Annotated in this window: 14 protein-coding genes; 9 read left to right on the forward strand and 5 right to left on the reverse strand. The window is 59.3% G+C overall.

The features are described from left to right. From FVQ81_16195 to FVQ81_16205, 3 genes are all read right to left on the reverse strand, one after another. The coding region (locus tag FVQ81_16195; protein MBW7998073.1) for an IS3 family transposase at nt 1-403 on the reverse strand (403 nt) is incomplete at its 3' end. After that, nucleotides 400-702 carry a transposase gene (locus tag FVQ81_16200; protein MBW7998074.1) on the reverse strand — a complete coding sequence of 101 codons (303 nt, stop codon included), beginning with the start codon at nt 700-702 and terminating at the stop codon, nt 400-402. The genes FVQ81_16200 and FVQ81_16195, both read right to left, overlap by 4 nt. Nucleotides 703-726: 24 nt before the next feature. Beyond that, nucleotides 727-957 carry a ParA family protein gene (locus FVQ81_16205; protein MBW7998075.1) on the reverse strand — a complete coding sequence of 77 codons (231 nt, stop codon included), beginning with the start codon at nt 955-957 and terminating at the stop codon, nt 727-729. A gap of 605 nt (nt 958-1,562) precedes the next feature. Between FVQ81_16205 and ilvE the strand changes: the two genes are divergently transcribed. The 7 genes from ilvE to FVQ81_16240 all read left to right on the forward strand — a co-directional run bounded on the left by ilvE (nt 1,563) and on the right by FVQ81_16240 (nt 12,270). Beyond that, nucleotides 1,563-2,501, forward strand: a complete 939-nt coding sequence (ilvE, locus tag FVQ81_16210; protein MBW7998076.1) for a branched-chain-amino-acid transaminase — start codon at nt 1,563-1,565, stop codon at nt 2,499-2,501. 2 nt (nt 2,502-2,503) lie between these two features. Then, complete coding sequence (gene dnaA, locus FVQ81_16215; protein MBW7998077.1) at nt 2,504-3,943, forward strand: chromosomal replication initiator protein DnaA; 1,440 nt, start codon at nt 2,504-2,506, stop codon at nt 3,941-3,943. A 302-nt stretch (nt 3,944-4,245) separates the two neighbouring features. Then, the gene (gene dnaN / locus FVQ81_16220) at nt 4,246-5,364 is read left to right on the forward strand and encodes a DNA polymerase III subunit beta (protein ID MBW7998078.1); all 1,119 of its coding nucleotides are present in this window, start codon (nt 4,246-4,248) and stop codon (nt 5,362-5,364) included. A gap of 162 nt (nt 5,365-5,526) precedes the next feature. Then, complete coding sequence (locus tag FVQ81_16225; GenBank protein ID MBW7998079.1) at nt 5,527-6,645, forward strand: DNA replication/repair protein RecF; 1,119 nt, start codon at nt 5,527-5,529, stop codon at nt 6,643-6,645. Between the two features lie 55 nt (nt 6,646-6,700). Continuing rightward, nucleotides 6,701-7,027 carry a DUF721 domain-containing protein gene (locus FVQ81_16230; GenBank protein ID MBW7998080.1) on the forward strand — a complete coding sequence of 109 codons (327 nt, stop codon included), beginning with the start codon at nt 6,701-6,703 and terminating at the stop codon, nt 7,025-7,027. Next, nucleotides 7,020-8,939: a DNA topoisomerase (ATP-hydrolyzing) subunit B gene (gene gyrB, locus FVQ81_16235; GenBank protein MBW7998081.1), complete on the forward strand. Its 1,920-nt coding sequence runs from the start codon at nt 7,020-7,022 to the stop codon at nt 8,937-8,939. Before FVQ81_16230 ends, gyrB begins: the two co-directional genes overlap by 8 nt. 277 nt (nt 8,940-9,216) lie before the next feature. Further along, nucleotides 9,217-12,270 (forward strand): choice-of-anchor D domain-containing protein, encoded by a 3,054-nt coding sequence (locus FVQ81_16240; protein ID MBW7998082.1) that lies wholly within the window; start codon nt 9,217-9,219, stop codon nt 12,268-12,270. Between the two features lie 74 nt (nt 12,271-12,344). On the opposite strand, the gene dnaE is transcribed toward FVQ81_16240, so the two are convergent. Then, entirely contained in the window at nt 12,345-15,911 is a 3,567-nt protein-coding gene (gene dnaE / locus FVQ81_16245; GenBank protein MBW7998083.1) for a DNA polymerase III subunit alpha, read from the reverse strand. Further along, nucleotides 15,911-16,987, reverse strand: coding sequence for a DUF4837 family protein (locus FVQ81_16250; protein ID MBW7998084.1), 1,077 nt, complete (start codon nt 16,985-16,987; stop codon nt 15,911-15,913). Before FVQ81_16250 ends, dnaE begins: the two co-directional genes overlap by 1 nt. 512 nt (nt 16,988-17,499) lie before the next feature. Between FVQ81_16250 and FVQ81_16255 the strand changes: the two genes are divergently transcribed. Then, on the forward strand, nt 17,500-18,009 hold the full coding sequence (locus tag FVQ81_16255) for a ribonuclease HI family protein (protein ID MBW7998085.1): 510 nt from the start codon (nt 17,500-17,502) through the stop codon (nt 18,007-18,009). 24 nt (nt 18,010-18,033) lie between these two features. Next, nucleotides 18,034-19,192 (forward strand): family 10 glycosylhydrolase (locus FVQ81_16260; GenBank protein MBW7998086.1); only part of this gene is annotated, 1,159 nt, incomplete at its 3' end.

The raw sequence follows: 19,192 nt of genomic DNA on the forward strand, positions 1-19,192 counted from the left end.
CGAGGTAACAAAACCCCTTCGCCACGGGCAGGTAGGTTATATCGGTTGCCCAGACGTGGTTGGCTCTCGTTATCTCCAGACCCCGGAGCAAGTACGGGTAAATCTTGTGCTCCAGGTGCGGATTTGACAGGCGAGGCTTTTTGTACAGTGCCTGGATGCCCATCCTCTTCATCAGGGCGCTGACGTGTCCTCGGCCAACATTGCTGTATCCCCGGCCACGAAGCTCGTCTCGGAGGCTCCTGCTGCCCCAGAACGGGTACTTCATGTGCAACTCATCAATTAACCGCATCATCTCAAGATCGCGGTCGCTGACAGGGACAGCCTCGTAGTACAGGCTCGAGCGGGAAAGCTCAAGTATGCTGCTCTGGCGGGTCAGGGGCAACTGATGTGCACGGTCTATCATTTCTTTGCGCTCGACCCGCCCACACGTCCGAGCGCGCTGGCTAAAAAATCATTCTCCATCGCCAACTGCCCGATCTTCGCGTGGAGATCCTTGACCTCCCCGGCGGCGTCGGGCTTCCTGTCTCTTGCAAATACCTCGTCCGCTCGCTCCAGAAGCTGTTTCTTCCAATCCGTTATCTGGTTCGGGTGTACCTGGAAGCGCTCCGCCAGTTCCAACAGCGTCTGCTCCCCCTTGATCGCCTCCAACGCCACCTTCGCCTTGAATCCCGCCGCGTGGTTCCTTCTCGGTCGCTTTGTCATCTCCGCCGCTCCTTTCCGAATGCCTCAGTTTAGAGCAGCTTCACCACTTAAGCAACTGTACAGTTTTTCCAGACCAGCTCTGTGTCTTATATATTTTTCTGGCGTCAGCAATGCTTGGCTAAGGTTTGCTTGGGGATCAAGATCAACAGCCAATGTCTTATAATCGGCCCGATCCGCCGCGTGTGCTACTTGTATCGCCAATGTTGTTTTCCCCACACCGCCCTTCATGTTTATGAAGCTTATTGAAATAGCCATTTTCTTAACCTCTTTTCATCGTATAATATTAGAGTATATAAACAAAGAGAATAAGATTTTACATAGTTACCTCCTAATTATTTGAACCTTGTTATTTTATATTATCCTAATATTCACCATTTTTCAAGCCCAATAATTATTCTCACACTAATATTTCATTCTCTAGGCTTATTGACTTTTTTATCCATCTTATGTGCATTTGCCACGGAGAAATATCTCTAATCCCCCATGCCCGCTTTTCTTTTTTTTGACAACTTCCCCAACTTATCTGTTCGTTACAAGTTAGCTCACCGACCACTAAATGTAGTACCCTCCGCGAAACTATACCACATATAGGAAAATTATAACCGCCTGCCGGCCAACAAATTACAAAACGAAAAAGTGCATGGAAGCCCTTGACAACCTCGAATCCCGACCGTTAACTTAGATTTCCAGTCCGGGTTGAAAGGGGGTTTTGCGTGGACGCTCAGCAGCACGCGGGCCACGTGCGTTTTCCCCGCCGACATCCCCCGATCGTCCCGACTCGCAGCTATTGAATACCCGCCCGCCGGCAATTTCCGGCTGCTCGGTATCCAACGGTCGACTATACGGGGTAAGGAGCGCAGATGTCCAAGGAATTCGTCTATTTCAGCGGCGACTACGACCTCCCCGACAACTTTATCGACCTCGACAACGGCACAATCCCAGCAGCCTTTCTGATCGACAGCAACTCCCTCTACGGCGACGGTACCTTCGAGGGAATCCGGATCTACAACGGCCGGATTTTCAAGCTGCACGAGCACCTGGACAGGCTCTGGAACTCCGCGTCCAGCTTGCAGATAAAAATGCCCTGCACAAAGAAAGAGATGGCCGCGACCCTCTGCGAGCTGGGCCACCGCAACGAGATCCGAGGCACGGGCTATATCCGCCTGGTGGTCACCCGCGGGCGACGGCTGGACCTGGGGATCAACACCCGCAAGGTGAACCGCGCCACGGTGTTCATCATCGCCCGCGAGTTGCAGCTCTACCCCAAGGAGTTCTACGAGAAAGGCCTGTCGGTGATCACCGCCCGTGTGCGCCGCACGCCCAAGAACTGTGTCGACCCCAATGTCAAAACCTGTAACTACATCAACAACATCATGGCCGTAATCGAGGCCAACGCCGCCGAGGTGCCCGAGGTGATCATGCTCACCACCGAGGGCGTGGTCTGCGAATGCAGCGCCGATAATATCTTTATCGTCAAGGACGGCCTGGTGATAACCCCGCCCGAAGAGAATATCCTGGTGGGAGTGACCCGCAACACGATTTTAAGCTTGTGCAAGCGATTGAAGATACCGGCCACGGAGGAAAATTTCGGGCCGGAAGCGGTGCACAATGCCGATGAGGTATTCCTGACCGGCAGCGGAGCCGAGGTGGCCCCGATTGTGGAGGTCGATAAGCGCCGGATCGCCGATGGCCGGCCGGGGCCGGTCACCCGCCGCCTGATGGCCGCTTTCCGCACCGAGGTAGAGAACCCCGCCAAGAGTGTCGCAATTAGTGTCGCAATTTCCGATCGAGGGGAGTAGTCCTGTTGCCGCAAGAATTGACTGCCGAAGAGATCTGGACCAGGATCAAAACCGAGTGCGTGGGGCGGCTGAACAAGCAGACTATCGCCACCTGGCTCTCGCCCAGCCGGGCGGTATCGGTCCACGGCGACGGCCTGACCGTGGAGCTGAAAAACAAGTTCACGGTCTACTATGTCGAGCAGAACTACCAGACAATCCTGAACCAGGTGGCGGCCAACGCTTTCGAGCAGCCCTTCCGGATCGAGTTCGTGTTCACCGACGACGGAAACGGCCAGGAGCAGATGGACCTCTGGCAGACTGTCGCCAGCGAACTCGGCGGCAACGGCGGTGACGGTGAAAAGTCCCGTTCGGCCAAATCCTCCGCACGGCTATCCCGCGGCAACGGCTCCCCCGGCACGGTTGCGCTCAACCCTCGTTACTGTTTCGAAAATTTCGTGGTCGGCCGCAACAACCAGTTCGCCCACGCAGCCGCGCTCAGCGTGGCCGAGGCCCCGGCTACCCGCTACAACCCGCTGTTCATCCACGGCGGCGTGGGCCTGGGCAAGACCCACCTGATGCAGGCGATCGGGCACAGTCTGATTGAGTCCAACCGGATTGACCCGCGCAAAGTCTGCTATATCTCGGCCGAGGAGTTTCTCAACGAGCTGGTCAGCTCAATCGCCGGCGGCAGCACGATGGCTTTCCGCAACCGCTACCGCCAGATGGATATTCTGCTGATCGATGATGTCGAGTTCCTGTCCAAGAAAGAGGGTACCCAGGAAGAGTTTTTTCACACGTTCAACACGCTCTACGAGAACCAGAAGCAGATCGTGCTCACCTCCGACCGTCCCCCGCGCGAGATCCAGCACCTCGAGGAGCGCCTGCGCAGCCGGTTCCTGTGGGGTCTGGTAACCGATATCCAGGCGCCGGAATACGAAACCCGGGTTGCGATTCTCAAGAAAAAAAGCGCCGGCGAGAACCTGCTGATTCCCGAAAACGTCCTCGAGTATATCGCCGAGAGTATCACCGGCAACGTCCGTCTGCTGGAATGCTCGCTGAACAGTATCAAGCATTACTCCAGCACTCAGCGGACGAAGATCGATCTGGAGCTGGCCCGCAGGGCCCTGGAAAATATCTTCGAGAGCGGCAAGAGACATCTCAACGCCAGCGATGTGATCAGCCTGGTGGCCGACGACTACGGGATGTCGACCGCGGAGATTCTCTCCGCCCGGCGGAAAAAGAGTTTCGTGGAACCGCGGCAGACCGCGATGTATATCTGCAACAAACTCACCAAGCTTTCTCTGCCGGAGATCGCCGAGAGCTTCCACCGCAAGGACCATACGACCGTAATGCACGCCGTGCGCAAGGTGGAAAAGATCTGCGGGGCAGACAGCCAGTTCAAGGAAAGGGTTTACGGCCTGATGGATAAACTCCGTAACAGGAACATCGCCCTTGATAACTGAACAACCTGTGGAAAACCTGTGGAAACTGACATGGCCGGTATCTCTATATTCTCACTTGTCCACAGGCTTAGAAAATTTCCGGCAACTTATTCCTGCCCCGAACTCAGTTTCTCCACAGGTTGTTCCGAGCATCCTGCCGCCCTATCCTTAACCTGATAAATCTCTTACAGAGTTATCCACAGCATACACAGGGTCTAATAATAATAGTGTCTTTTTAAGATATACATACATATATTACATAGATGAAACCGTTGAACAAAATCAGGATTCAAAGGGATTGAATTTTCCGGGAGGTTAACAGGATGAAAATCAGCGTTGTTAAAAACAACCTGCTTCATGCGGTTTCGGCTCTCAGCCCGATAGTGCCGACTAAAAGTACCATGCCCGTGCTTTACAATATCCTGCTTGAGGCTGTCCAGGGCGACGGCGGCAGCTTGAAAATGATCGCCACCGATCTGGATATCTCGCTCAGCCACAGTATCAAGGCCACGGTCGAGAAGCCGGGAGCGGTCACGATCCCGGCCAAGAAACTGGGAGAAATCCTCCGTGAACTGCCCGACAGCCCGGTCAGTATCGAGCAGGTGGACGAGAAAGTAAAAATAGTCTGCGCTAAAAGCAGTTTTATCCTGTCCAGCCTGCCCATGAGCGATTTCCCGGTTTTCCCCACCAAGAGTTTCGAAGGAGCGTTCAAGGTCGAAAACCGGCTGCTGCGTAAACTGGTCAACGCCACCAGCTACGCCACCGGCCGTGATGAGGAACGCCAGATCCTCAAGGGTCTGCTTTGGGAGATCCGTCCCGACGAAACCGCGATGGTCAGTACCAACGGGCACCGCCTGGCCAAGATGACTGTCAGCGCTGAGTTGAAAGTTGAGAAAGCGCAGAATGTGGTCGTTCCTCCCAAGGCCCTGGAAATGGTCGAGAAACTCTGCAGCGAGGACGGCGAGGTGGAAGTGGTGATCGATGAAAATCACCTGGGGATCAGGGAAAAGGAAACTATCATTTTCAGCCGCCTGTTCGAGGGGAATTATCCCAATTACGAGCAGGTGATACCTTACCACAATAATGAGATCGCCATTGTCGATGCCGAAAAGATGAACGAGGCGCTGCGCAGGATGCTGATCCTGGCTAACACGGTTACCCACAGGGTCAAGCTCAAGTTCAGCGAGAACAGCATCAACCTGTCGGTTAAAACAGAGGACCTGGGCGAGGGCGAAGAGACAATCGACGCCGATTACCAGGGTGAATCTCTCGAAATATATTTCAACGGCAGTTACCTGATCGACATGCTGAAGTACAATGAGAGCGACCAGGTGAAAATCTGCATGCAGACCGGCGAAAGTGGCATTCTGGCGGTACCGGCCAACGAAAGTGAAAACCAGCGTTATCTCAACGTAATAATGCCGTTGAAAGTCACTGAATAGCAGGCACTTGTGAAAACCGTACAAAATGTATGGAGGCGCCGTCCTGCGCCCGGAACGTATAATTAATTATAATGCATTGCAAAAGCCCAATTTCCTTGACTTTCAAGGGCTTAGGACTTATTTTCACTGGAATCTTCAATTAGCGCTCGTCATGGGTGAAACTTGATTATCGAGCGCCTGAAACTGGATAATTTCCGCAACCTGGCCAACACCTCCCTGGAGTTTGCCGGCCGCGGACACCTGCTGGTCGGCGACAACGGCCACGGCAAGACCAACCTGCTTGAGGCGATCTATTACCTCACGCTGCTGCGTTCGTACCGCAGCAGCCAGGACGGGGATTGTATCAGTTTCGGCAGCGGGCATTTCAGTGTCCGGGGACACTGGCTCGACGACCAGGACCAGCGGGAAAACCTGGTGGTGGGATACGATGGGCGGCGGAAGAAGGTCGTTCTTTCGGGCGTGGAGAAGAAAAAGGTCAGCGAAGCGTTCGGCGAGTTCAAGAGTGTCGTGATCAGCCCGGACGATATCGCGATTGTCCAGGATGGACCGTCGCGGCGGAGAAGGTACCTGGATATCGTGCTTTCGCTCTATCTCCCGGGATATATTGACCGGCTCAAGCGCTACCGTCGCGCACTGTCCTCGCGCAATGTCCTGCTCAAGAAACACGCTGTAGACGGGAGCGTGATCCGTCCTTGGGAAGTGGAGATGGCCGTTTACGGATCCCGTCTGGTCGCGGACCGGCTGGAATTCGTGGGGCAGCTTGGCCCGGTTTACGGCCGCCTGTTCGAATCCCTGAGCGGCGGCGAGAACTCCGCGCTCGAATATGAAAGCGACCTGCTGAAGGCTTCGGGTTACAGCGGCCGGGAAGCTCCGGACCAGGAGGCGCTGAGCTCGGTGTTCGAGACCCGGCTGGAGGAGAAACGGCCGCAGGAGCGTGAACGGGGCAACACGCTGATCGGACCCCAGACAGATGACCTGTCGTTCGGCCTGAACGGTAAGCCCCTGCGCAGTTTCGGTTCACAGGGCCAGCAGCGCACGGCGGTGATCTGCCTCAAGATGGCGGAAGTAGAGTTGTTTCAGAGCAGGCGCGGAGTGCGGCCGGTGTTGCTGCTGGACGATATCTTCAGTGAGCTCGACCCTGACCGCAGCCTCCGTCTGCTGGCCGAGCTGGTCGAGCGGCACCAGAGTTTTATTACCGCACCGCGGATGGAGGCGGTTTTCGACAGTCTGGGACATCTGGCGCCTCTGCGGGTGCGGTGTGGTGTGGTGGAACCGATGTAGGCGCTGTGCGGGACGGGGTTTTGACTGAAATTTTACGCACTGGCGGAGGCTCGTCTTGGCTGGCCGCGGAAAGCAGCAGCCGGAGAGAATCGATGGCCTGATCGGCAGGGTGCTGGAAGAGGCCACCGGAGGCAAGCCTCCTCCTCCGGAATCGATCGCCGCAATCACCAGATGGGAACAGGCCGCCGGTAAAAGGCTGGCCGGGCACAGCCGGGCAGTCAGCCTGCGTTCGGGAAAGCTTTTTGTCGAAGTGCGAAGCCCTGTCTGGAAGCAGGAACTGCTGCTGTCGCGGCGGATGATAATTTCGAAGATGAACAGGCTGCTCGGCGAGCGGCTGGTGGTGGACATGGTCTTTACCGTGAGGGACTGGATAGATGGTTAAGGAAGCTGCTGACAAATACGGGGCGAAAAGTATTCAGGTTCTCAAGGGTCTGGAAGCGGTTCGCAAACGTCCGGGAATGTATATCGGCTCCACGGGCCAGCGAGGCCTGCATCACCTGGTCTACGAGGTGGTGGACAACTCGATAGACGAGGCCCTGGCCGGCTATTGCACCAATATCGAAATAGAGATCAGTCAGGGCAGCGAAATCTGCGTTACCGACGACGGCCGGGGGATCCCGGTGGATATCCACCCGACCGAAAAGATGCCCGGAGTGGAGGTGGCGATGACGTTCCTGCATGCGGGCGGCAAGTTCGACAGGGACTCCTACAAAGTCTCGGGCGGCCTTCACGGTGTGGGCGTCTCGGTGGTCAACGCGCTCAGCGAATGGCTGGAGGTAGAGGTGTCGCGCAACGGCAAGGTCTACCACCAGCGCTACGAGAGGGGGATCAAGGCCACCGACCTCAAGGAGATCGGCAAGAGTGAAAAGTCCGGCACGAAAGTAACATTCCTGCCCGACGATCAAATTTTTGACGACAACCTTTACGACTACGATGGTCTGGCCAGCCGGTTCCGCGAGCTGGCCTACCTGAATGCCGGGATCAAGATAACGTTCACCGACAGCCGCAACGGCGAGTGTCAAACACAGGTTTACCAGTATTCCGGCGGGATCAAGAGCTTTGTCGAGTACCTGAGCGAAAACCGCAAACCGATCCACGAACCGATCTACCTCTCCAAGGAAATCGGCTCGACCCAGGTGGAAATCGCCATGCTGTACGGCGACTACTACCAGGAGACGATTTTCAGCTACGTCAACAATATCAACACCCACGAGGGCGGCAGCCATCTCTCGGGGTTCAAGGCGGCGCTGACCAGGACGCTTAACGACTACGCCAAGAAAAACAACCTGCTCAAAAAGGCCGAGTTCACGCTTACCGGCGATGATGTCCGCGAGGGCCTGGTCACGGTGATCAGTCTCAAGATGTTCGACCCGCAGTTCGAGGGCCAGACCAAGACCAAGCTGGGCAACACCGAGATCAGGGGCGTGGTCGAGACGGCGGTCAACGAGCAGCTCGCGATTTTCCTCGAAGAGAACCCGTCGATTTCACGGAAGATTATCGAGAAGACAGTCTCCGCCGCCCACGCACGCGAGGCCGCCCGGAAGGCCCGCGATCTCACCAGGCGCAAGAACGCGCTGGACGGGGCGGGGCTGCCGGGCAAGCTGGCCGACTGCTCGCTGACAGACCCGGAGCACTGCGAGGTATACCTGGTCGAGGGCGACTCGGCCGGCGGCAGCGCCAAGATGGGCCGGGACCGACGCAACCAGGCGATTCTTCCCCTGCGCGGCAAAATCCTCAACGTGGAGAAAGCCAGACTGAGCAAGATCCTCTCCAATGAGGAAATCCGCACGATGATCACCGCGATCGGCACGGGTATCGGCGAGGAGGATTTCAATATCGAAAACGCCCGCTACCATAAAATCATCATTATGACCGACGCCGACGTGGACGGGGCGCATATCAGAATTCTGCTGCTCACTTTCTTTTTCCGCTACATGAAAGAGCTGATTGACCGCGGGATGATCTATATCGCCCAGCCTCCGCTTTACCGGATCAGCAAGGGCAAGCAGGAGCACTACGCCTACAGCGACCGCGAGCGCGCGGAATATATCAAGCGCATGGGCGGCAAGAACGCCAAATGCAATATCCAGCGGTACAAGGGCCTGGGCGAGATGAACCCCGATCAGTTGTGGAAAACGACGATGGACCCCGCAACCCGTACGATCCTCCAGGTTCGCATGGACGAGGCAATCGAGGCGGACCGGCTGTTTACGGACCTGATGGGCGATGACGTGGAGAGACGGCGCGAGTTTATCGAGCACAACGCCCGCTATGTGACGAATCTGGACATCTGAGGCGTTTCGGATTAGAATTAAGACAGAGTTGACGGCCGCACGGATAATTGCCTCCGTGCGGCCTGTTTGTTTTCTGACTGAAACCGGCCCGAAAACCAGCGTTACCGCAGAGCCAAAAGCTTAAGAATTTCCGTTTTTCACCGAATATATATAGTATATAGATGCCCACTGGAAATAAGCCCCAGCCAGTTGGGTTTACCGAAATTCTGCAAAATGCTGTAAACACGGGGGCTCAGTGCGCATAATCGCCAGGGGACAATCGATCCGGATCGAAAAATTGTCTGCCAGAGATCTTAACCATACTGCAGCGGTGGGATTGCTTTGCCTTTCCCTGCTGGCCGCAGCCTGCGACCGCGAGCCGCCGACATCCGCCGGGGTGACCGGCCTGTCGATCAGCGGGCAGATTCTCATCGGCGGGCAGCCGGGCCCGAATGTGGATCTGCGCCTGTTTGGCGATTTCGAGGCCACGGCGACCACGGACAGCCTGGGCAACTACCAGTTTACCGACCTGGTCACCGGGATCTATGCTGTCCGGCCTGTGCGCAGCGGGTTCGATTTCTCGCCGGACGATCTCGAGCTGGAACTCGAACGCAGCAGCGTGATCGGCCAGGATTTCACGATGATTCCCGAAACACCGTGGCTGCTGATCGACAAGGAGGAGGTCGATTTCGGCGCGGTCGAGATCGGCGATTCCCGCACCCTGATGATCGGGTTGTCCAACCTGGGCAAGAAACAGCTGACAGTCACCTCCCTCATTTCCTCGAATCCGGTCTTTAAGATTGCGAACAGCCCCGTCGTTGTCCCCCGCGACAGCCTGGTTTATGTGGAAATCATCTTCTCCCCGACAGCGGCCCCCCTGGTTTCGGCCACGATCACTATCTCCAGCGACGATCCGGCGTCTCCCCAGAAAACGGTCTCTGTCACCGGACGGGGACTCGCGGGGGGCAGCGCACAGATTGTGGTCACTCCCGGCCAACTGGGATTCCCCGCGGTCAGGGTCGGCTCCAGCGTCTCGCTGAAACTGACGATTACCAATCCGGGCACGGATATTCTCCATATCGACTCGGTCCTTTCCAGCCACCTCGCCTTCAGGGTCAACCTGCCGGCCAATGCGCTGGCCTTCGGACGCAGCCTCGAACTGGGCGTGACATTCGTCCCCACCGACACCGGCAGCATCAGCGGACAATTGAGGATTTCAACAGATGCCGTCAACTCGCCAAAAGTCTCGGTACTCCTTTCCGGGACCGCCATCTCCAGCCTCCCGTCGAGCATCGTCCTCGAGCCGGAAGCGGTCGATTTCGGCGAGGTGTTCCGCGACAGCCTGAGCTCATTGCCGCTGAAGGTGTCTAATACCGGTGATGACAGCCTGGTGATCACCGCCCTGCGAATCAATACCGGAGCATCGTTCTCTACCGCGTTTTCCGGCGGGACCGTAATCGCACCCGGCGAGTCCCGGGAGTTTACAGTCAGGTTCAGTTCCTCCTCACTCGGACAGTTCCGCGGCAGCATGACCATTTTCCACAGCGACGAGGAGCGCGAGGATATAATCGTGCCGCTCAGCGCCTCGGTGGTCGATGTGCCTCCGGAGTTCATCCGGCTCAGCCCGGACACGGTCCGGTTCGACTCGATCGGCGTTGGCGCGGAGTCTATCCAACAGCTCTGGATCGTCAATCCGAACAGCGTGCCGCTGTCGGTCTGGGCTTTCCAGCTTCCGGACTCGACCTTCAGCGTTGCGGTCGACTCGATTCCCGTACCTCCGGGAGACAGCATCCCGCTGGTGATAAGGTTCTCTCCGCAGGCCGAAGGTTCGTTCAGCGGCCGGCTGACCATGCAGACCAACGTGGTCGGCAGTCCCTCGCTGACTGTTCCGGTGGCGGGAAAGTCGTACCAGTCGGTGACAGGCGATATTTCGCTGACCGATACGCGAATCGATTTCGGCACCCAGGCGCTGGGTTCGGTAGCCGTGGCCAATGTGACCGTGAGCAACGACGGTGGTAACCGGCTGGCGATCCGTTCGGTCGGGACCACTAACTCCATTTTCGTGGTCACCTCCAGCCCGGACACGATCCCGGCAAACCAGGGCGGTACGATTACACTGGAGTTCAGACCGACCACCGTGGGCCTGTTCGCCGCCGACCTGCTGATCTCCTCCAGCGCCCCGGACAACCCGACAGTAAAAGTGACCCTGCTCGGCGGAGGGGTAGACACCTCGGCTACCGGCACGGCGCTGCTGACCCTCTCGACCCGCCTGGTCGATGTGGGCCAGGTGGTGCAGGGGCTGACAGGAACCTCCCTGCTTAATATCGGCAATATCGGCAAGGACACTCTGCGGGTATCCGGCTTCAGCCTGAGCCACGAGGAATTTTCAGTGTCGCCTCCACAACTCCAGGTGCCTCCGGGCAGCGAGCTGGCCGTGACTGTCGGATTCGCGCCCACGGTTTCCGGCGAGGTCAGCGGGACCCTGGTCCTGTTCTCCAACGACCAGTTGCGCTCCACCGATACGATCCAGGTGAAGGGCGTGGGCGTAACCGAAGGCGGCGTGATCGAGGACCGGGAGAAATTTATCCAGGGCGGGAGTTTCCTGATGGGCTTCGCCGGCGAGGAGGGTCCGGTGCGGCAGGTCACCATGAGCAGCTTCTACATGGACGCCTTCGAGGTCACGAACGAGCTGTATCAGGATTTTGTCGATCAGGGCGGGTACAACACCCAGGCCTACTGGTCTGATGAGGGCTGGAACTGGCGGCTGACCGGCACCGATTACGGGTTCGATTCCCAGAACCCGCGTCCCCGCTACTGGGCGGACTCGGGCGCGGTGCCGTGGGAGGCCGACCAGTACAGCAGCAGGCCCAACTCGCCGGTGGTGGGGGTGAGCTGGTACGAGGCCGAGGCGTACGCCCGCTTCCGCGCTAAAGCTCTGCCCACCGAGGCGCAGTGGGAGTATGCGGCACGAGGCAGCCAGGGGCGGATCTATCCCTGGGGCGATATCTGGTTCGGCGACCGCGCGAACCACGGCCAGTTGCGCAGTCCTTATTACGACGAGTCCGACGGCGACAGGTACACCTCGTCGATCTCGGCTTTCCCGCAGGGCCAGACCCCCACCGGGCTGTTCGGGATGGCGGGTAACGTGATGGAGTGGATCGCCGACTGGTTCGGACCCTACGACACGGCGGGCACCAACAACCCCACCGGGCCCTCCGCCGGACTGGAGCGGGTGCTGCGCGGCGGCTCGTGGCAGGGATCGAACGACTTGGCGCGAGGCTTCCACCGCAACAAAAGCCTGCCCAGGCTCCGCTACCCCGACGGTGGGATCAGGCTGGTGAGGAATTTCTGATAACCGGAAACCCGTGGTAATACACAAAGAGCATCGCAGAAGGATGCTCTTTGTGCATGTTAAGCACAGCAGAATTATTGCCCGTAACCACGACGCACTCCCCCATTACCGCCATTCGCCTTGTCCGTGGCCATCAGGCCGCGCACGCCGTAGCCGTTGCCGCCGCCGTTGGGCTGGTCGTGGCGGGCGTGCCGGGGGTGGTAGCCCAGGGCCACTTTGCGCTCGCCCAGCAGTTTCCTCAGTTCGGCCAGCAGCTCGTCGGTGGGTGCGGCGCGCAGCTCGCGGCTCTTGAGCAGGTAGGAGCCGTTGGGCTCCACCACGCGCAGGAACACCGGGTTGTCGCCGCCGTGGCGCAGCAGGATTTCCTGCAGGCTTTTCAGTTCGGCCTCACCGGTCCGCTCCGCCTCGATTTTCAGCTCCACTCCCACGCCTGAGTCGTCGCGCACGCGGTCCAGGCTCATCACCCAGTCGGCGATCACTTTCCCGCGCTCGTCGCGCTCACGCCTGCTGAATTTCCCGCTGACCAGCACGCTGGACCCCGGCTCCACGATCTCCCTGTGCCGCGCGAACACCTCGTTGAACACGAAAATGTCCACGCTGCCCAGCCGGTCCTCCAGCGTGATCACGCAGCTTTCGCGGCCGCGGCGGTCGAAAAAGATGCGGCGCGTACTGATCAGTCCGCCCAGGAAAAGCTGTCCGCCGCACTCGGCCTGCCTCTCCTCGAAATCGGCGCTGCTGGCCGAGGTGAACGCATCAAGCTCCTCCGCGTAGCGGTCCAGCGGGTGGCCGGAGATATAGAATCCCAGGTACTCCTTTTCAAATTCCAGGTACACGCCCGGGCCCCACTGCTCGTAACTGGCTGGCAGCTCGGGGAACCGCTCGTCACCGGCGGGCAGGGCGTCCTCGGCCACCCCGAACAGGCCCATCTGCCCGCTGGCCCGCTCGGCCTCCATCTTGCTCACCAGTTCGAGAGTGGGCTCCAGCACGGCCAGTTGCTGTTCCGGCTGTCCGGGAAGGGTACGGCAGGCGCCGGCGTGGATCAGGCTTTCCACCAGGCGCTTGTTGGTGGCCTTTTTGTCCACCCGGTCCAGGAAATCGCCCAGGCTGGTGAACGGGCCCTCGGCCCTGGCCTCGATGATAGCTTCCACGGCGCCCACGCCCACATTCTTGACCGCGGCCAGCCCGAACCGGATACCCTCGTCCACCACCGTGAACCCGACGCCGCTGGAGTTGACGTCCGGCGGGAGGATCGGGATTTTCATCCGGCGGCACTCCTCGAGGAAGATCGCCACCCGGTCGGAGTTGGTCATCACGCTGGTCAGCGTGGCGGCCATGAACTCGCGGGGGTAATGGGCCTTGAGCCAGGCGGTCTGGTAGGCAAGGATCCCGTAGCCCACGCTGTGGCTTTTGTTGAACCCGTAGCCGGCGAACTTGGCCATCTGGTCGAACACCGTTTCGGCAACCTTGGAGTCGATGCCTTTTTTCCGGGCGCCGTCCAGAAACTTTTCCTTCTGCTGCTCCATCACTTCGGCTTTTTTCTTGCCCATCGCCCGGCGGAGCATGTCGGCGCCGCCCAGGCTGAACCCGCCCATCTCGCTGGCGATCTGCATCACCTGCTCCTGGTAGACCATCACCCCGTAGGTCTCCTTCAGGATCGGCTCGAGGATCGGGTGCTGATACCTGACCTCGATCCGCCCGTGCTTGCGGTCGATAAAATCGTCGATCATCTCCATTGGCCCCGGACGGTAGAGCGCGTTCATCGCCACGATATCGCCGATTGTCTCGGGGCGAAGCTTACGCAGGTACTCGCGCATGCCGGAGGACTCGAACTGGAAGATCCCGACCGTCTCGCCGCCGGCGAACACCTCGAGCGCATCCCTGTCGTCCAGGGGGATGGCGTCCAGGTCGATTTTCTCGCCCGTGTGCCGTTCGATCATCTCCAGCGCGTCCTGGATCACGGTCAGCGTGCGCAGACCCAGGATATCAATTTTGAGCAGGCCGATTTTCTCCACCCCGCCCATGTCGAACTGGGTGGTGATCTCATCCTTGCGCGGCGAGCGGAACAGGGGCAGGTAGTCGGTGAGGTTGCCCGGGGCGATCACGACCCCGGCCGCATGGGTGGAGGCGTGGCGGCAGAGGCCCTCCAGCACCAGGCTGATCTCGATCAGCTTGCCGATTTTTTTGTCGTTGTCGGCTAGCTTTTTCAGGTCGGGTCGGCGCCTGAGAGCGTCCTCCAGGGTGATTTTCAGCTCCTCGGGGATCATCTTGGCGATCCTGTCGACCTCATCGAAACTCATCCCCATCACCCGGCCCACGTCGCGCACCACCGCATGGGCGGCCATCGTGCCGAACGTGATTATCTGGCACACGCTGTCGTCGCCGTACTTCTCGCGGATATAGCGGATAATCCGGTCGCGCTCGCGGTCGGAGAAATCGATATCGATATCGGGCATGGACACCCGCTCGGGATTGAGGAACCGCTCGAAGAGGAGGTTGTATTGCAGGGGGTCGATATTAGTGACCCGCAGGCAATAGCTGACCAGGCTGCCGGCAGCCGAACCGCGGCCCGGACCCACCGGGATACCCATGTCCTTGGCCGCGTTGACCAGGTCGGCGACAATCAGGAAATAGCCGGGGAAGCCGGTGTTCTCGATAATTTTCAGTTCTTTTTCCAGCCGGTTCTCGATCCGCTCGTCCACATTGTGGAACCGCAGTTTGGCGCCTTCGAACGCCTTTTCCCGCAGCAGGTCCATTTCACTGTAACCGGCGGGCAGGGGGAAATTGGGCAGGTAGTTGTCGCCGAACTTGAACTCGAGGTTGCAGCGCTCGGCAATTTCGAGTGTGCGCCGCAGGGCGTCCTCGTGGTCGGCGAATAACTCGTACATCTCAGCGGGGCTTTTGAGGTACAGCTCGTTGGTGCTGAACTTGAGCCGCTTGTCGTCCTCGATAGTCTTGCCGGTCTGGATACAGACCATGGCGTCCTGGGCCTCGGCGTGGTCGCGGCAGAGGTAGTGGGTGTCGTTGGTGGCCACCAGCGGGATATCCAGTTCGCGGGAGAGCTTGATCAGCTCGGGCATCTGCTTGCGCTCGATATCCAGGCCGTGGTCCATGATCTCCATGTAAAAATTGCCTTTGCCGAACACCTCGGTCAGCCGGCCGGCCATCTCGCGTGCGCGGTCCGGCTGGTCGCGGTAGATCGCATCGGCGATCAGTCCCTTGGGGCAACCCGAGAGCGCAATCAGGCCCTCGCGGAGGCTCTCCAGCAGTTCGAAATCGATCCGGGGCTTGTAGTAGAAACCCTCCAGGTATGCCGCACTGGTCAGCTTGATCAGGTTCTTGTAACCGGTCTCGTTTTCGGCCAGCAGAGTGATATGGTTGGCCACGCTGCCCCGGGAGGGCGGTTTGCGGTCGTGGCGGCTAGCCGGCGTGATATAGGCCTCGATGCCGATAATCGGCTTGATCCCGGCCTCGCGAGCGGTGGTGTAGAATTCGATTGCGCCGAACAGGTTGCCGTGGTCGGTGAGCGCCAGGGCCGGCATGCCGAACTGGAGAGCCTGATGGACCAGGTTTTTTGTCTTGGCCGCCCCGTCGAGCAGGCTGTAGTCCGAGTGGTTATGGAGGTGGACGAACGGCTTGTTCATCATTTACTCCGCGGCCTGCCCTGGGCCGGCGCCTTGTGGTCCGGGTGCAGCTGGAACGTATTCAGGATCTCATCCAGCTGGAAAAGATAGCGGTATTTGTTCCTGCGCAGATCCGGGCAGAACAGCAGGCCGTCGATATAATAGCGGCGTTTCTGCTCCGGGCTTTCGATGAGATGGGAGACATAAATCCCGCCGCTGATTTCCTCGCGGTTTTCCCAGACCCCGTAGACCCGCAGCCGCTCCAGCCCGTTAGCCACGACGGTCGAGGTGTCCACCCGCTCGACCAGGGTTGCCTGCGAGGGATAGATAAATTCAAGCAGCCGGCTGCGGTTGGCGGCCAGAGCCGGCTGGCTTTTTTCCAATTGGGCTGCGTTCTCTTCCCAGGTGATAAAAACACTGCGTACCGGCTTCATGTGGACAAACAGGAGTTCGTTCTCCGCCAGCGAATCCTGCCTGATCTGCGCGTAAACGTTGGGCAGTTCGATAGAAAATCCCTGCGCGACAGCCAGCGAATCGGCCAGCAGCGTGTCGCGGCCGCTGTGGTACATGCGGGACATCTCCTGGGCCTCCACCTGACGGATAAACGCGTTGAAAATCTTCTCGCCGTGGGCCACCACCAGCCGCGGGATATCCTCGTCGGCGGGAGCGGCCAGGCCGACCACCCGCTGGCCGTCGGCCCAGACGTCGATCTGGTTGAAAAAGAGGCCCTCGCCCTGCCGCAGCCTGGCCATCGTGCTGTCGGCCACCACGAAACTGATCAGCCGGGCGTTCTCCAGCGATTCGATCAGGATTATCTTGTCCCATTCCTTGTAGTGCCGGACTTTTTCCGCGCTCACCTGGGCGATCTCGAATATCCGCTCCCTGCGCACGGCGTGCAGCTGGCGTTCCACCTGTCTGCGCAGCGGCTGCTCGATCTGCTCCCACAGGTTGTCGTCGCAGATCACCAGGATTTCTTTCTGGCGGCCGAACGCCTGAGGCTTGTTCCAGTCCAGCTCACCACAGGCGGCCGGGAGCAGCAGAACTGACAACAGAACCGATAAAGCGGCTGTCAGGAAACCGTTGCCGGAGCCTTCCATGTCCCGCTCCTTCCCTCCGATTTCACGAATTCCGGCTATTCCAACGGATACGGGCAGCTAACCCGTTGGCAGGACTCTAACTAACCGAACTATAATAAGTTGCGCGGTTGCCTGCCTGCCGCTTTCAAGGTAACACCTGCCCGGAAAGCAGGCAAGGATGGATTGGCGGAAATTTTCTCCGGCCTTGCCCGCACCCGGAATGGCCGGTAAATTGTTTGCGGTGGCTTCGATCAGGTTTAGTAAAGATGGGGGATAAGTTGGCGAGTTTCGATGTGCGGATAAGTGCTGAAATCCTGGCGGGCGGCTGCCGTCTGGTTAAGCGGGGGCCGGAAAAAAGTACGCCGGAAATCGAGCTGGAGGCGGAGACCGACTGGCGCTCGGCGGTCGAGCAATTTTGCGTGCGGACCCTCGGCGATTTGCCACGTCATCAGGAGCTGGCGGAGGTGGAAACGGAGAAAGACGGCCTGTTTCCGGTCCTGAAGCTGAATGTCCGCTGCTACCTGGCGGAGATGATGCCTCCCCTGGATGATGGCTACCGCTGGGCGCGCCAGGATTCCACCGGCCCCGGCGGAGTCGCACAGCCAACAGGCGGCGCACTGGACCCGGCCGCAGAGGTGCGGCTCTTTACCGACGGCGGCAGCAGGGGCAACCCGGGCCCGGCCGGGACCGGCGTGCTGCTGGTCCAGGAACACAGCGGCTGGTCGGAGGATTTTTCCAGATTCATCGGCCGGGCGACCAACAACAAGGCCGAGTACGAGGCCCTGCTCGACGGCCTCCGATTGGCGCTCCAGCGCGGAGTGCGCAAGCTGGAGCACCGGACTGACAGCCAGTTGCTGGTCCGTCAGCTCGAGGGAGCGTACAAGGTGAAATCCCCGGAGCTGAGGATCCTGTTCGACCAGGCGAAAGCACTGATCTCATCGTTCGAGTCGTTCCGCACTGTCCATGTGCCGCGGGAGCAGAACAGGCGGGCCGACGAGCTGGCCAACCGGGCGATGGACGGGGCGGAGGCAAATGATCAGTGAGTCAACGGCAGCGGGAGGAAGAGGATGTTTAGCGTAAAAAGACTGGCGGACCTGGCCTGCCTCGCAATGCTGCTGGCTGGAAGCACTTTCCCGTCAGGGCTTGCCGCCATGCGCCCGATCGAGCAGAAACCGGAGTGGTGGCTGCGCGACGGGATCTGTTTTGTCGGCAACTGGGAACCGCTGGCTTTCCACCTCCGCCGCGGCCGGGTGCCCCACGACTGGCGCACGAACTGGGAATGGCAGCACAGCAAGAGCACAATCGACAAGCTGCGCTCGGCCGGGATCAACATGGTAATCACCCATTTCTACAAGGGCCTGGGCCTGGATCACGAGCAGCACGCCCTGGAGTACACGCGCAAAATAGTCGATAACCTGCGCGCCAACCGAATGTACGCCGGGGGCTATATCGGCAGCACGCTGTTCAGCGAGACGCTCTACGCTGAGGTCCCGGGCAGCAGCGAGTGGAAACAGCTCGACTATCGCGGCGAGCCGATAGTCTATGCCGACCAGTATTTCCGCGAACGGGCGGATTTCACTCACACCGGCTACCGGGAGCAGATCAAGCAAGCGGTCCGGCTGGCGCTGGAGGAATACGACCTGGACCTGATCCATTTCGATAATTTCTATACGATGTTCCCGCTCGACGCCGGCTATACGGAACAGATCCAGCAGCTTTTCCGCGAGTACCTGCGGGACAAGTACACGCCACAGCAGCGGCGCGAGCGGCTGGGGTTCGAGACGGTGAGCCATATCCGTCCCCCGCGGGTGGCTAACCGGCCGATGGAGCCGGTGAGCGACCCCCTGGTCCAGGAGTGGATCGTCTTCCGGGTGGAGGTGCTGACCGAGTTTATCCGCGAGCTCTCCGAGTTTATCCGCACGCTCAGCCCCAGGGCCGCGGTCGAGTTCAACCCCCACGGGATCTGGGGTGAGAACAGCGCCTACACCAACGGGATGGACCATGCGCGCCTGCTGGCTTTCTCGGATATTTTCTGGAGCGAGGACCCGGACCACGCCCGCTATTTCGAGGATGAGGGCCGGCTGGTGAGCAAGATCCGCTCATACAAGCTGGGCCGCAGGTTCGGCAACGCGCTGTTCAGCTACAACCGCAGTCCGCTGGAGCTGGCCGAGGCGATGGCGTTCAACCGGATGTGTCTCGGCGACGTGGTCTGGGAGATGGCCACCG

It is taken from the genome of Candidatus Glassbacteria bacterium (assembly GCA_019456185.1).
In the GTDB taxonomy this organism is placed as follows: Bacteria; Gemmatimonadota; Glassbacteria; order GWA2-58-10; family GWA2-58-10; genus JAJRTS01.

What these genes read in the sequence shown, in the direction of transcription:
- dnaE (MBW7998083.1), bottom strand. Translation starts at nt 15,911, where the DNA reads ATGAACAAGCCGTTCGTCCACCTCCATAACCACTCGGACTACAGCCTG.
- FVQ81_16250 (MBW7998084.1), bottom strand. Translation starts at nt 16,987, where the DNA reads ATGGAAGGCTCCGGCAACGGTTTCCTGACAGCCGCTTTATCGGTTCTG.
- gyrB (MBW7998081.1), top strand. Translation starts at nt 7,020, where the DNA reads ATGGTTAAGGAAGCTGCTGACAAATACGGGGCGAAAAGTATTCAGGTT.
- dnaN (MBW7998078.1), top strand. Translation starts at nt 4,246, where the DNA reads ATGAAAATCAGCGTTGTTAAAAACAACCTGCTTCATGCGGTTTCGGCT.
- FVQ81_16205 (MBW7998075.1), bottom strand. Translation starts at nt 957, where the DNA reads ATGGCTATTTCAATAAGCTTCATAAACATGAAGGGCGGTGTGGGGAAA.
- ilvE (MBW7998076.1), top strand. Translation starts at nt 1,563, where the DNA reads ATGTCCAAGGAATTCGTCTATTTCAGCGGCGACTACGACCTCCCCGAC.
- FVQ81_16255 (MBW7998085.1), top strand. Translation starts at nt 17,500, where the DNA reads ATGCCTCCCCTGGATGATGGCTACCGCTGGGCGCGCCAGGATTCCACC.
- FVQ81_16200 (MBW7998074.1), bottom strand. Translation starts at nt 702, where the DNA reads ATGACAAAGCGACCGAGAAGGAACCACGCGGCGGGATTCAAGGCGAAG.